The organism is Vescimonas coprocola (genome assembly GCF_018408575.1).
In the GTDB taxonomy this organism is placed as follows: Bacteria; Bacillota; Clostridia; order Oscillospirales; family Oscillospiraceae; genus Vescimonas; species Vescimonas coprocola.
Genome location: NZ_AP023418.1, coordinates 2,093,969 through 2,107,805, shown reverse-complemented (window position 1 = coordinate 2,107,805; position 13,837 = coordinate 2,093,969). Strand labels below are relative to the sequence as shown.

The window sequence follows — 13,837 nt, the reverse complement described above, 5'->3', positions numbered from 1 at the left end:
GCATTTCTCCGATCCCTCCGCCGAAAAAGTACCCCGGAAAAGACTTTTTCAAACCGATAAGAAAGACGTTGTAGCAGAGGAAAAACTATGCTATAATAATGTAATTCAAAATGGCGGAACAGCGCAGTCCGCCAAAACAGGGAGGGATGCGCCTTGAATAAACGGATCGCCCGACTCCTCCGGACGAATATCACGATCTTCTCGCTGTGCCTGGTGCTGTTTGCCCTGGCAGCGATCCCCTTTGACGTGCGCCTCGCCATTGGCGAGGGCGTGGCCGCCGTGGCCTTCTTCCTGCTGGGCCGCCGCCGCAGCAAGGCTACCCAGCAGAGTCTGCGCCAGTATATCCAGCGGTTTTACGGCGGCATGGACTCCGCCCGCTCCAGCAATATGCTCTTCACCCCCCTGCCCATGATGGTCTTTGATCTGGCCACGGAGGATATCCTCTGGAGCAGCGAGAGCTTCCTCCAGCTGACGGAGCAGCGGGAGGGCATCTTCGATGCCCATCTGGAGACGGTGTTCCCCAATATCTCCTTCCACTGGCTGCTGGAGGGCAAGACCGAGGCCCCGGAGACCGTGGTGTGGAACCACCGCACCTATCGGGTGTTCGGCGGCGTCAGCCACCCGGAGGGCGGCCAGAGCGCACTGGCCACCACCTACTGGATGGACGTTACCGACACCGAGGAGATGCGCCGGACGCTGGAGCTGACCCGGCCGGTGGTGGCCATCCTCATGGTGGATAACTACGAGGACCTGATGAAGGCCACCCCGGAGGGCAAGCGCTCTGCGGTGCGGGCCATGCTGGAGGAAAAGCTGAGCCAGTGGTCTGCCGGCGCCGAGGGGATGATGCTGAAATATGACCGGGACCGCTACCTCTTTGTGTTCGAGGAGAAGAGCTTCTCCGACTTTGCCGCCAAGCGCTTCGACGTGCTGGATGCCGTCCGTGAGGTGGTGGCCGGAGAGGGCGTGGCAGCCACCCTGTCCATCGGCGTGGGCCGGGATGCCGACAGCTTCGAGGCCCTGTTCAAAAATGCCTCCGTGGCGCTGGAAATGGCCCTGAGCCGTGGCGGCGATCAGGCAGTGGTGAAGGACAAGCTGAATTTCGAGTTCTACGGCGGCCGCTCCAAGGCTACGGAGAAGCGCACCAAGGTGAAGTCACGGGTCATGGCCAATGCGCTGGCGGAGCTCATCGACGAGGCCAAGCAGGTCTACGTCATGGGCCACAGCTATGCGGATATGGACGCACTGGGCGCCGCCGCAGGCGTGTGCGCCATCGTCCGCAAGCGTGGCAAGAAGTGCCGCATCGTCATCGATACGGAGAATAACGCCGCCCATCCGGTGCTGCGCCGCCTGCAGGCCCTGCCGGAGTATCAGGGGGCCTTCCTCAGCGGCGATGATGCCTTCCTGCGGGTCCAGCCGGAGACGCTGCTGGTGGTGGTGGATACCAACCGCCCCGGCAGCGTGGAGTCCGAACCTCTGCTGGATGCCTGCAACCGGGTGGCGGTCATCGACCACCACCGCCGGGGCAGCGGCTACATCGACAAGATGGCCCTGAACTACCACGAACCCTACGCCTCCTCAGCGTCGGAGCTGGTGACGGAGCTGCTCCAGTACCTCATCGAGCCGGGCGACCTGTTGAAGGCGGAGTCCGAGGCGCTGCTGGCCGGCATCGTGCTGGACACCAAGAATTTCACCAACCGCACCGGCGGCCGCACCTTCGAGGCGGCAGCGTACCTGCGCCGGGCCGGGGCGGATACGGCGGACGTACAGCGGATGTTCCAGAGCGACCTCCAGTCCATGATCTCCCGCTACGATATCATCCGCCGGGCAGAGCTGTACCACGGCGACATCGCCATTGCGGCGCTGGATCAGGAGTGCGACCGGGTCATTGCCGCCAAGGCCGCCGATGAGATGCTGACCCTGCAGGGGGTCCGTGCTTCCTTCGTGCTGTACCGCAAGGACGACGGCATTTACATCTCCGCCCGCTCTCTGGGCGAGATCAACGTACAGGTGCTGGTAGAGACGCTGGGGGGCGGAGGCAACTCCACCACCGCCGGCGGCCAGTGCTCCGGCATGACGGTGGCGGAGGCGAAGGCCACGCTGCTGCGTGCCATTGATAAGTATTTTGAAGAATAAGGAGGAATAATTCCATGAAAGTGATTTTGCAGCAGGATGTCCGGGGTAAGGGCAAGAAGGGCCAGATGATCGAGGTGGCCGAGGGCTACGCCCGCAACTTCCTGCTTCCTAAAAATCTGGCGGTGCTGGCTACCGCCGATGCCATGAACACCATGAAGCTGCAGGCCAAGGCCAAGGCAAAGGCCGACGCGGAGGCCAAGGCCGCCGCACAGGAGCTTGCCGGGAAGCTGAAGGGCTGTCAGGTGAAGATCGCCGCCAAGGGCGGCGCCGGCGGCAAGCTCTTCGGTGCCGTCACCGCCAAGGAGATCTCCGAGCAGCTGAAGGCCCAGCACGATATGGAGCTGGACAGCAAGAAGCTGGTGCTGGCGGAGCCCATCAAGACCTTCGGCAGCTTTGAGGTCAAGGCCAAGCTGGGCTTCGAGATCACCGGAACCGTCTATGTGCTGGTCTGCGAGGAGAAGTAGGGCTTCTTGGAGCCTTGCGAGTACGAAGCAGAGACTAAGACGAGTTTCCTTTTGCCCCGGCAGGTAACTTTTCCCGGCAGTAGCTCTTCCATGCCTCTGACGGCCCACTGTTCCCAGTAGTAACTCCTTTTTTATGCCTCCGGCGGGTAACTTTCTGCCAATAGCAGCAGAAAGTTACCAAAGAATGCCACTTGAAACCTAAGGTTTCAAGACTTCCTCTTTTGGCGTGCAAGAGTTGCGGCATAGACCCCGCCGAAGCAGGGAATTGACTTTCGTCTACTATCGCTGCCGCTGCATTGGACAGTTGAAGGGGATTGCTGTTCTACCGTGGAGAACGGATTGCAAGAACATTTATCAATAGTAAGACCTGTCATTCCGGAAAAACCGCCGAAGTGCCGCCGGTGGCGGATGCAGCGAGGCGGTTTCGAGGAAGTGCCCCGGTTTCCACGCCACAATGTGGCTGGAAACCGGCTGACACGACGGTGTGTGCTTTTGCCCACTTTTCCAGCTGCTGGGAAAAGTGAACCGCCGGAGGCAAAAAGAAAAGCACACCCCACCCCCTTCAGAAAAATCCCCGAAAGGAGTTCCCCCATGGATGAATTGCTTCTGCGGCAAATGCCGCACTCCACAGAGGCAGAGCAGGCCGTGCTGGGTTCCATGCTCATTGACGCCGCCTGCGTCAAGGACGTGATGGACCAGCTTCAGCCGGACGATTTCTACCTCCGCCAGAACCGGGAAATTTTCGAAACCATCTACACCATGTTCGTCTACTCCCGCCCCATCGACGGCCTCACCGTGGCCGGGGAGCTGGAGAAGGCGGGCCTCGCCAACGATGGCACACGGGCGTATCTGGCCCAGCTGATGGAGGTGACGCCCACCTCTGCCAACGTGCTGGAGTATGTACGTCTGGTGCGGGAGAAGGCCCTGCTGCGGTCGGTGGCCGCAGCGGCGGCGGAGATCACCGCCATGGTGCAGGAGGGGACCGGCGCCCCCGGCGACGTGCTGGAGGCGGCGGAGCAGAAGATCTACGCCATCCGCCGGGGCCGCAGCGCCCAGAGCATGGCCACCATTCAGGTGGTGCTGCAGGAGGTCATGGAGCATCTGGCGGAGCTCAGCGCTCAGGGGGGCAAGACCCTGCCGGGTCTGTCCACCGGCTTTTCGGCGGTGGACGGTAAGATCAACGGCTTGAACAAGTCGGATCTTCTGTTGCTGGCCGCCCGTCCCGGCATGGGCAAGACCAGTATGGCTCTGAACGTGGCCCTGAACGCCGCCAAGGAGTCCGGCCAGACGGTGGCCGTCTTCTCGCTGGAGATGTCCCGTGACCAGCTGGTGACCCGCCTGCTGGCCAGCGAGGGCCTCATCGAAAATACCCGCCTCATCAGCGGCGACCTCCGGGAGAGCGACTGGGTGAAGATCGCCGAGGGCGCCTCCTCCCTGAGCCGTCTGGATATCCGCATCGACGATAATCCCCTGCTGACGGTGGCGGACATGAACGCCAAGTGCCGCCGCATCGAGAATCTGGGTCTGGTGGTCATTGACTACCTCCAGCTGATGACCTCCGCCGGCGGAAAGGGGTATAGCGGCGAGAACCGCCAACAGGCGGTGTCGGATATCAGCCGTATGCTGAAGATCATGGCCAAGGAGCTGCAGGTGCCGGTGCTGTGCCTGTCCCAGCTGTCCCGTGCCAACGAAAAGCGTGAGGACAAGCGCCCCATGCTGTCGGACCTGCGTGAGTCCGGCGCCATTGAGCAGGATGCCGATATCGTCATGTTCCTGTATCGTGACGATTACTATAAAGAGGATTCGGAAAAGCGCAACATCGCCGAGTGCATCGTGGCCAAGAACCGCCACGGCGAGACCGGCAAGGTGGAGCTGCGCTGGATGCCGGAGTATACCATCTTCGGCACCTTGGAAAACCGCTACGACGAGGAGTAACGAGTCATGGATCTGATGCCGTGGATGCAGCAGCAGGGGATGCTGCCCGCCGCCGGGGAGACGGTGCTGTGCGCCGTGTCCGGGGGCCGGGACTCCGTGTGCCTGCTGCACTATCTGGCGTCGCTGGGCCGCCGCCGGGGCTTTGCCGTGGCCGCCGCCCACTATAACCATCTGATGCGCCCCACGGCGGGACGGGACGAGGCTTTCGTGGCCGGGCTCTGCCGGGAGCTGAGCGTGCCGCTCTATGTGGAGCGGGGCGACGTCCGGGCCATCGCCCGGCAGGAGGGCTGGGGCGTGGAGGAGGCAGGCCGCCGCCTGCGCTACGACTTTCTGGAGCGCACGGCCGACGCCATCGGAGCCTCCCGCATCGCCACCGCCCACCACCTGTCGGATCAGGCGGAGACGGTGGTGCTGAACCTGCTGCGCGGCACCGGCCCGGAGGGGCTGGCGGGCATTCCCCCGGTGCGGGGACGGCTGATCCGCCCTCTGCTCCAGACCCCTCGGCAGGAGATCGAGGCATATCTCACGGCCCACGGCCTGGGCCATGTGGAGGACGAGACTAACGACAGCATGGATTTCACCCGCAACCGCTTGCGGCAGGAGGCGTGGCCCCTGCTGGCACAGCTCCACCCCGCTCCGGAACGGAGCATAGCACGGGCCGCCGCTATCCTACGGCGGGAAAACGATTTCATGGATCGGCTGGCCCGCTCCTATCTGGAGACAGCCGTATCCGATTGCCCGTCAGCCGGTGAGCCCAATGCCCCGGAGATCTTTGGCCGCCGGGCCCCCGCTGCACCCAGCCCTGCACCGCTTCCCGGCACGTTGCCGGAGGAGTCGTCAAAGTCGGATAAGCCCTCAGAATGTACACGCACGGGCGATATTTCGCCTGATTTCACATCGGCACCCACCGCCGTATCGGTGTCCGAAGCCGTGCTGCGATCGGCACCGGAGGAGCTGCGGCCCCGGATGCTCCGGCTGCTGCTGGAGCGGCTCCCCGTCGGGAAGAAGGATGTATCCGCCGCCCACATAGAGGCCCTGCTGTCCCTTCGGGAGGGCGGGATGCTGGATCTGCCGGAGGGTGTCACGGCATGGCGGGAGAAGGATGTGCTGCATCTGGAGATGACGCCGCCCCTGCCCCTACCCCTGACTCTGTCAGAGGGGGAGCAGGTCTGGGGAGACTATCTCGTCCGGGTGTGGAGAAGCGAAAAAAATACCCCGCCCCCTGACGGAGAAGGGCTGTCCAAAACGGGCCGGTTTTCGGACCATATCCTGACGCTTTCGGACGGTGGGAAAATGTCCGAATGGACACTCCGCTGTCCGCAAAGGGGAGACGGTCTGACCCTGCCGGGGGCCAGAGGCCGCCGCAGCATCAAACGACTGCTGACGGAGCGGGGGATGCCGCCCCGGCGACGGCGAACCACCCCGGTGGTGTGTATAAACGGAGAACCCGCCGCCGTATACGGCGTGGGAACGGATCAGAGATTTTTGCCGGGAAAAGACGGCAGCAATATAAATATTTTAATGATTGAGAAAGATCAGGAGGAAGAAAGTAATGGCTAAGAGCAATATGGATCAGGACATCCTGAAGGTCCTGTTCAGTGAGCAGGAGATCCATGACCGCATTCAGGAGATGGGCAATCAGCTCTACGATGAGTTCCACGACAGGAACCCGCTGTTTGTGGGCGTTTTGAATGGGTGCTTCCTGTTTATGGCGGATCTGGTGCGGGCCACCCAGTGCAAGAGCGAGGTGGAGTTCATCGGCCTGTCCTCCTATCAGAACGCCACCAAGTCCTCCGGCGTGGTGCAGATCACCCGTGATCTGCAGCGGGATATCTCCGGCCGGGATATCATTGTGGTGGAGGATATTCTGGACTCCGGCAATACCCTGTACTTTTTGAAGGACTATATGCTGGCCAAGGGAGCCAATAGCATCACCATCGTCACCCTGCTGGACAAGCCCTCCCGCCGGGAAAAGCCCATTTACCCCGATCTGGCGGGCTTTGAGGTGCCGGACGAGTTCGTGGTGGGCTTCGGGCTGGACTACTGCCAGCAGTATCGCAATATGCCCTACATCGGCGTGCTGAAGCCGGAGGTATACAGTAAGTAAGCGGCGTATCGGGTGCCGCATCGGCGGACAGCGCCCGCCGACAGTGGGAAGGAGGAAAACCTGTGGAGGAACGTAAGCGGGGTTATCAGGGCCGGAGGTTGGCCGGTGCGACCCCTAAGCAGGAGCGGGAGCGCAAACCCCAGCGGACGGAGAACGGTTCCCGGCGGGCGGTGGATAAGGCCCGCCGGGAGCGGGACCCGTGGGAGATGACCCCGGAGGAGAAGGTATCTCCGGTAGAGGCCACGTCGGTAGAGGAGGCTCAGGCAGAGCCGCAGGAGCAGTCTGTCCGGCAGGCGGAGGATAAGGCCTGCCGGGAGCGGGACCCGTGGGAGATGACCTCGGAGGAGACTGCTCCGGTAACGCCGGGAGACGGCGAGTCCGTCTCGGCCGGCCGGAGAGCCGCTTCGGTGGCCGGAGGTAAAGCGGCACCGGCGGCGGACTTTGACAGCATGAGCGGTTCTGCCGATGGGACGAGCGCCGACTATGCAGCCGGTGCGGCGGGTCCCGATGATGCAGCCGGGCCCGGTGAGGGAAGCGGCTCCGGCGGGACGGCGGTCAAGAAGAAAAAGAGCGGCTTTGCCGCCTTCTGGTCGGATTTCGGCTATCTCATCGTCACGGCGGTGGTGGTGGTGCTGGTGTTCCGGGTACTTTTACAGCTGAGTTGGGTACCCTCCGGCTCCATGGAGACCACCATCCCCAAAAAGACGCTGCTGATCTCGTGGCAGCTGCCCTATGTGATGGGCGACCCGGTGCCGGAGCGGGGGAACATCGTCACTTTCTGGAGCGACGAGCTGGATAAGCTGCTGGTGAAGCGGGTCATCGGCCTGCCGGGAGACACGGTGTCCTTCTCCGGCGGCTATGTCTACATCAACGGCCAGCGGCTGGAGGAGGACTACCTGGACCAGCAGGGCGGGACGATCAGCCCCAACCAGACCTCCTTTACCGTGCCGGAGGGGTGCCTGTTTTTCTTAGGTGATAATCGCTCCGGCTCGAATGATGCCCGGTACTGGGAGGAAAGCTATATCCCGGTGGGCAATGTGAAGGCCCGTGTGCTGCTGGCTATTTCCCTGACCGGGGGCAGCAGCTGGCAGGGCGTGCGGGCCATCGGCTGAGAGGAGGAAAGCATTTGGCAGAACGAAGAAAGATCGGTTTCGGCACCATTTTGATGGTGATTTTGGCGGTATGCGTGGTGGCCTATGTGGTGTCCACCATGCGGACCGCCGGGGACATCCCCTACTCTGAGCTGCGGCAATACTTTTTAGAGGAGAAGGTGCAGGAGTTCTCCATCAGCGACACCCGGATCACGGCCAAGCTGAAGGGGGGCAGCACCGTTACCTCCGACCTGTACGACTTCGACCTGTTCTATCAGGATCTCAATGATCTGGTGCAGAAGCAGTATGACAGTGGCATTATCACCGCCTATAACTATCACGCAGACCACTCCACCAACTGGCTGCAGCTGCTGCTGCCGTATGTGCTGGCGTTTTTGGGCTTCATTTTGCTGATGAATCTCATGAACCGCATGGCCGGCGGCGGAGCCGGGGCGCAGGACAAGCTGTCCCGGTTTGGAGAGGCCAAGGTCAGTACGCCGGGAGAGAAAAAGGTCACGTTTCAGGATGTGGCCGGGGCCGACGAGGAGAAGGAGGAGCTGCGGGAGATCGTGGAGTTTCTCCGGGAGCCCCAGAAGTATCTGGATCTGGGGGCGCATATCCCCAAGGGCGTGCTGCTGGTAGGCCCTCCGGGTACCGGTAAGACACTGCTGGCCAAGGCGGTGGCCGGAGAGGCGGGAGTACAGTTTCTGTCCATCTCCGGCTCGGACTTTGTGGAGATGTATGTGGGCGTAGGCGCCTCCCGTGTGCGGGATCTGTTCCAGCAGGCCAAGAAGAGCGCCCCGGCCATCATCTTCATCGACGAGATCGACGCCGTGGGCCGCCAGCGCGGCAGCGGTCTGGGCGGCGGACACGACGAGCGGGAGCAGACCCTGAACCAGCTGCTGGTGGAGATGGACGGCTTCGGCTCCAACGAGGGCGTGGTGGTGCTGGCCGCCACCAACCGTGTGGATATTCTGGATCCGGCGCTGCTGCGTCCGGGACGGTTCGACCGGCAGGTCTATGTGGGGCTGCCGGACATCAAGGGCCGGGAGGAGATCTTGCAGGTACACGCCAAGAACAAGCCGCTGGCGGAGGACGTGGATCTGAGACAGATCGCCCGTGGTACCGCAGGCTTTACCGGCGCCGATCTGGAGAACCTCCTCAATGAGGCGGCCCTGCTGGCGGGACGGCGCAGCGAGTCCTTCATCACCATGAAGGATCTGCAGGAGTCCATCATCAAGGTCATCGCCGGGCCGGAGAAGCACAGCCGGGTCATCCCGGAGAAGGAGCGGCGGCTGACGGCCTATCACGAGGCGGGACACGCCGTGGTGATGCACGCACTGCCGGATCTGGACCCGGTGCATCAGATCACCATCGTTCCCAGAGGCGAGGCGGGCGGCATGACCATCTATCTGCCGGACGAGGACCGGTCGTACCTCTCCCGCAGCTATATGCTGGACCGCATCGCCGGGCTGCTGGGCGGCCGGGCGGCGGAGCAGCTGGTGCTGGGGGATATCTCCACCGGGGCCTCCAACGACATCAGCCGTGCCACGCAGCTGGCCCGGAAGATGGTGGGCACCTACGGAATGTCGGAGCAGCTGGGCAACGTGGCCTTCGACGCCGGACACGACGAGGTGTTCATCGGCAAGTCCATGGCCCAGACCCGGCCCTACTCCGAGAAAACGGCGGCGGAGATGGACGGCGAGATCCGCCGCATCATGGACGACGCCTACGCCCGCTGCACCGCCATTCTGGAGCAGTACCGGCCCCAGCTGGTGGAGGTGGCGGAGTATCTGCTGGCCAACGAGACTATGACGGCAGAGGAGTTCGAGAAGGTATTCCGGACGGAGTGAGGCATTGACAGCGCCTTGCTTATGGGGTAAAATAACGGGGTATCCGCCTCCGTAGCTCAGCTGTATAGAGCGACCGCCTCCTAAGGTTGCGTTACAACGGCCACCTCAAAAAAACTAAATAAGGGATTGCAGTTCGACTTTGATCGGGCTATAATCATATATCAGACACGTCCATATAGCTCAGCTGGATAGAGCACACGCCTCCTAAGCGGCAGATTGTTCGATTCCTTCGAGCCTTGAAAATTGCATAAAACTTATAAATGTCTCAGTAGCTCAGTTGGATAGAGCACACGCCTCCTAAGCGGCAGATGGTTCGATTCCTTCGAGCCTTGAAAATTGCATAAAACTTATAAATGTCTCAGTAGCTCAGTTGGATAGAGCACACGCCTCCTAAGCGTGAGGTCGGAGGTTCAAATCCTCTCTGGGACGCCAGAAAGCACCGCTGCAAGCCTTTTTCGGGGTTTGCAGCGTTTTTTTCTTCCTCCTTCTCCCGGTAATTTCACTTCCGTTACCGGGAGATTTTTATGCGCCGCATGATGTATATTTGCTAATTGGACTCGAACGCTTTTCAGAAATTTGCTAAGAAAATTCTGCATTTTGCTAATTCGATTTTTCGGATCACTTTGCCGGGGCTTGCGCCGCTATCAGGGCTGCGAGCGCACTTGCCAGTTCCGGCGACTTCTGAAGCTGCTCCACAAGGCTTTCAAGGTCCAGGGTCGCAGGCTCCGATTTTGCCGGTTCCTCCGGCGGACGGACATTGCGAAGATCAGGCTTGGCATAGAAGGCTGTCTCGAATTTCTGAGCATTGACCTTTCTATCCTCGTCCAGAATGTGAGCATAGATACTGGTTATCATGTCGATCTCGGCATGGCCCGTATCGCCCTGGGTGGCTTTCAGATCGCCGTGGTTCAGTTTCAGTTTGTAGGTGGTACTGGAATGACGGAGAGAATGAAAGACCACCTTCGGTAGCCCTGCGTCCTCACGGAGCTTTGCAAATTCTTTGAGGATGATACGATCCTCGCAGGGCCGTCCATTGGGAAGTGCCACCACCAGATCGAAGTCCTGATACTCGTCGCCCAGGAAACCTTTCAGCTCGTCCTGGGACTTCTTCCATTCCCGCAGAATGTAGGCCAGCGTTTTCGGTAGCCACACCTTACGGATGCTGGAATCGGTTTTCGGCTTTTTTAGAACAATTCTTGTGCTGGTGTTCGGCATGAGCGGAGTGAAGATGTAATAGATATCCTTCTCACCCAGCGTTTCAATCGCCCGTTTGGATGCCCTCGTCAGCTCCTTGTCGATGTAGACATAGGCATTATCCGCCGCAATATCTTCATCGGAAATATGGACGTTCTCCCAGGTCAGCCCCAGGATTTCACCCATACGCAGAGAGCAGGCAAAGGAAAGGTTCATTGCCACATAGAGCTTGCTGTCCGTGCATTTGTCCAGAGCAAGACGGATCATATCCGCTGTCCAGATATCCCGTTTCGCATACTCCGTTTTCGGGAGGATCACATTGTCAAAGGGATTTCTTGCAATGATTTCCCATCGTACCGCCTGCTTAAACGCACACCGCAGGAGCTTGATGATCTTTTCAATGGTCTTGTCGCTGACATAGGTGGTAACGGCCTTTCGGGTCTTGGTAGACACCGACTTGGTTTTCTGCAAGGTCTGGATATAACCGTCAACCGCACGGGGAGTAACCGCCTGTACCTCCATATCACCGATGATTGGATTGATATAGTTCGCAATCAGTGCCGTTTGGCCGTCATACATAGACACGCCCCATTTCTTTTCCCCGTAAAGAGATACGAAGTCATAAAGGAACTCGGTGATCGTCTGATTGCTTGGCGGGAGAAAAGTTCCCGTGTGCTGCTGATTTTCGATTTCCGCCTTGCGCTTTAAGGCCTCTTTGTGGGTATGCCAGGTTTCCCACTTCTGTTTGGTTTCTCCGTTTTCGTCCACATAGTTGTAAACAACGGAATAGTTTTTCTTTCGCTTGATTATAGATGCCATATCGTTCTTCCTTTCTTGGATCACAGGTCGAGGGAGTCAAGCCACTCGTCAAATGACCGCTTGGAAATGCGTATGGCGTTACCAATTCGCACGATTTTGAAGTGTCCTTCTTTTACAAGGATATATGCGGAAGTTCTTCCGATGCCCAGAATTTGAGCAATATCGTCAACCGTATATGTCCTTCTTTCAGGGGTTTCTTTCTTCGTGCCGTTCCATGTTTGAGACATGAGAACCCCCTTTCAGTTATGAAAAGGAACAGCACGAATATGTGTGGGTAATATAACTTCCACCATCATTTTACCGTGCTGCTCCGTGTTTGTCTGCTGCTAATTGAAAAGTTTACGATCTATCCATAAACTTTCAAAAAAGAAAAGTAGGCTTACGGACGGCTGTTGGCACAGCTCCACGGGAGTTTCACCCCGGCCCATGCTGATGGGTGCGGCGCACAATGCTTTGTGGGCGTTCAATGCGCGAGTATCTTTAACCCTGCCCGTGTGTCATCGCCCACAAGCTGCCACGCTTGCTTTGCGGTCTGGCGTTGTTCGCTCGCCCGTTACAGTGGTCCCGTCCTGCGGACTTGAAACGAGGTCATGGCGCACCGGCCGTATGGCTCGGCACAAACAGGAATGTATCCGTTTGCCTTATACTGCGGCGTTGGCCTCCCAACGGGCTTTCTTTGTCAAGGAGCTATAACGGGACGCCGCGTGGAAAGGGGAACACGCAGCGCCCGGTCCTGGATCAGCTCAGGTCAAAATCCAGAATGGAAATAATCAGCTTTGCTTCCAGCCGACCGCGCAGATCTTCGTCCACCTGGGGACGGGGATAGCCGTCAGGGCCATAGCTCGTCCGTGTAGACAGCGCGGCAATGTAGCCGGAGTAATGCCGGACTACCCGGTTCACCGCTTCGGGGTCGCCTCCGACAGCGGCGGCAATCACCGGGTAAGGGATCAGCGATGCCCGCGTGCACGCAGATTTAGTCATCCGCTTCACCTCCCATCAGCTCTGTCAGCAGCCGATAGGCTTTATGCCTGCGGGTATTGACCGTCCGGCGGGGCATGTTTATGTACCTGGCGATCTGTGCGTCGGTCATCCGCAGGAACCAGTGCATCATAAAGATTTCCCGGTCCTCCTGGGACAGCCCCAGAAGCGCCTCGGCCAGCCCGTCATCCTCGATCAGAATCACGCCCCCTCCCACAGGGAAGGTCGTGTATTCCCACGGGTAGCGGTCATATACCGCAAGCTGGGCCATTTCTGCCTCGGACAGTTCTTCCAAAGATGTGAAACGCTTCTGGTGCCGGCTGATCTGGCGATAGCCGTTGCACGCCTCGCATTTCAGCACCTTCTTGCAGTAGCTATCAAAGGCGTACTGCTTGTGCTCGTAGTGGCGGTCAGGTTTCAAGTTCTCACCTCCCTTCGTGCCGGGAGGCAGTTCTTTTCTTCCCCTTTCGCTCACTACTCGTTCACGAGTGGTCTGGTTTGGCCGGTTTTCGGGATCTATCTGAAAAAATTTTTTGCCGCTCATAATTGGCTCCTTTCGTTTCGTTCGGGTTGACAGGCCGGAACGAAACGGGGCGGGGAGCGGCAGCCCACGCCCAGGCGCTCAAAGAAACGGGTTTTGTGAGATATGAGCCACAGTATATAAAAAGCGAGCCATAACTCACTTTCATGAGCATGGCTCGCGGCTGCGTTATTGGAATATTTTTCGTAGTGGCATGGGCATCCGCCGTACAAACGGTAAACCCCGCCTTATTTTGACCTCCTTTGTGTTGGCGCTCTCATCCATATCCCCCTTTACTCCGAAATATGAGTTATAACTCACTTTGCATGAGCTGTATGGTTATTTATATGAGCGGAAGCACACCCTACAATGATGTAGAGGTGATGTGTAGTGAACAATCCGCTGGATCTATTTGCATGGAAGGTGCGGTCAGAACGGAAGCGCCAGCATCTGACGCAGAAGCAGTTAGCTGAACGCCTCGGTATGAACCCCCGCACGATCATAGATTTGGAGACCTGCCAGAGTAATCCGAAATTTGAAACGGTGGTCCTTGTCGCCAAAGAACTGAATATCAGCGTAGACGCCGCCATTTTCCCGGAAATGGTAAATCAGACAGTCTCGAAAACAGTCGTGGACTTCTTTGCCGGGAAAAGCGAAGCAGAGATCGAAAAATTTATCGCGCTCTGCAAACAGGCGGAAGCCTTCCAGAAAGACGAGTAACGCGGTCGGGTTCGATGTGCCCG

12 protein-coding genes and 1 tRNA gene are annotated in these 13,837 nt (G+C 59.2%); 9 read left to right on the top strand and 4 right to left on the bottom strand.

The features are described from left to right. The first annotated feature begins 153 nt into the window (after positions 1-153). From KJS28_RS10405 to KJS28_RS10370, 8 genes are all read left to right on the top strand, one after another. Positions 154-2,133: a DHH family phosphoesterase gene (locus KJS28_RS10405; RefSeq protein ID WP_213540813.1), complete on the top strand. Its 1,980-nt coding sequence runs from the start codon at positions 154-156 to the stop codon at positions 2,131-2,133. Between the two features lie 14 nt (positions 2,134-2,147). Beyond that, positions 2,148-2,597 carry a 50S ribosomal protein L9 gene (gene rplI, locus KJS28_RS10400; RefSeq protein ID WP_021857851.1) on the top strand — a complete coding sequence of 150 codons (450 nt, stop codon included), beginning with the start codon at positions 2,148-2,150 and terminating at the stop codon, positions 2,595-2,597. 591 nt (positions 2,598-3,188) lie between these two features. Next, complete coding sequence (gene dnaB, locus KJS28_RS10395) at positions 3,189-4,532, top strand: replicative DNA helicase (RefSeq protein WP_213540811.1); 1,344 nt, start codon at positions 3,189-3,191, stop codon at positions 4,530-4,532. A gap of 6 nt (positions 4,533-4,538) precedes the next feature. Next, positions 4,539-6,092, top strand: coding sequence for a tRNA lysidine(34) synthetase TilS (gene tilS / locus KJS28_RS10390; protein ID WP_213540810.1), 1,554 nt, complete (start codon positions 4,539-4,541; stop codon positions 6,090-6,092). Continuing rightward, complete coding sequence (gene hpt / locus KJS28_RS10385; RefSeq protein ID WP_228298382.1) at positions 6,085-6,639, top strand: hypoxanthine phosphoribosyltransferase; 555 nt, start codon at positions 6,085-6,087, stop codon at positions 6,637-6,639. The genes tilS and hpt overlap by 8 nt, the downstream gene beginning before the upstream one ends. A 62-nt stretch (positions 6,640-6,701) precedes the next feature. After that, positions 6,702-7,751 (top strand): signal peptidase I, encoded by a 1,050-nt coding sequence (lepB, locus tag KJS28_RS10380; protein WP_213540808.1) that lies wholly within the window; start codon positions 6,702-6,704, stop codon positions 7,749-7,751. Between the two features lie 53 nt (positions 7,752-7,804). Then, on the top strand, positions 7,805-9,583 hold the full coding sequence (gene ftsH / locus KJS28_RS10375; protein ID WP_213542254.1) for an ATP-dependent zinc metalloprotease FtsH: 1,779 nt from the start codon (positions 7,805-7,807) through the stop codon (positions 9,581-9,583). 355 nt (positions 9,584-9,938) lie between these two features. Next, a tRNA-Arg gene (locus tag KJS28_RS10370) sits at positions 9,939-10,015 on the top strand. 186 nt (positions 10,016-10,201) lie between these two features. Here the strand turns inward: KJS28_RS10370 and KJS28_RS10365 are convergent. The 4 genes from KJS28_RS10365 to KJS28_RS10350 all read right to left on the bottom strand — a co-directional run bounded on the left by KJS28_RS10365 (position 10,202) and on the right by KJS28_RS10350 (position 12,995). Further along, complete coding sequence (locus KJS28_RS10365) at positions 10,202-11,596, bottom strand: site-specific integrase (RefSeq protein ID WP_212818655.1); 1,395 nt, start codon at positions 11,594-11,596, stop codon at positions 10,202-10,204. A gap of 20 nt (positions 11,597-11,616) precedes the next feature. Further along, a complete protein-coding gene (locus tag KJS28_RS10360) occupies positions 11,617-11,823 on the bottom strand; it encodes a helix-turn-helix domain-containing protein (RefSeq protein WP_005541444.1) in 207 nt (68 codons plus the stop codon). 511 nt (positions 11,824-12,334) lie between these two features. Continuing rightward, complete coding sequence (locus KJS28_RS10355) at positions 12,335-12,577, bottom strand: helix-turn-helix domain-containing protein (RefSeq protein ID WP_008817058.1); 243 nt, start codon at positions 12,575-12,577, stop codon at positions 12,335-12,337. Next, on the bottom strand, positions 12,570-12,995 hold the full coding sequence (locus KJS28_RS10350) for a sigma-70 family RNA polymerase sigma factor (RefSeq protein WP_228298381.1): 426 nt from the start codon (positions 12,993-12,995) through the stop codon (positions 12,570-12,572). Before KJS28_RS10350 ends, KJS28_RS10355 begins: the two co-directional genes overlap by 8 nt. Positions 12,996-13,484: 489 nt before the next feature. Here KJS28_RS10350 and KJS28_RS10345 point away from each other — a divergent pair, with 489 nt between their 5' ends. After that, the gene (locus tag KJS28_RS10345) at positions 13,485-13,814 is read left to right on the top strand and encodes a helix-turn-helix domain-containing protein (protein ID WP_021661500.1); all 330 of its coding nucleotides are present in this window, start codon (positions 13,485-13,487) and stop codon (positions 13,812-13,814) included. The last annotated feature ends 23 nt before the right edge of the window (positions 13,815-13,837 follow it).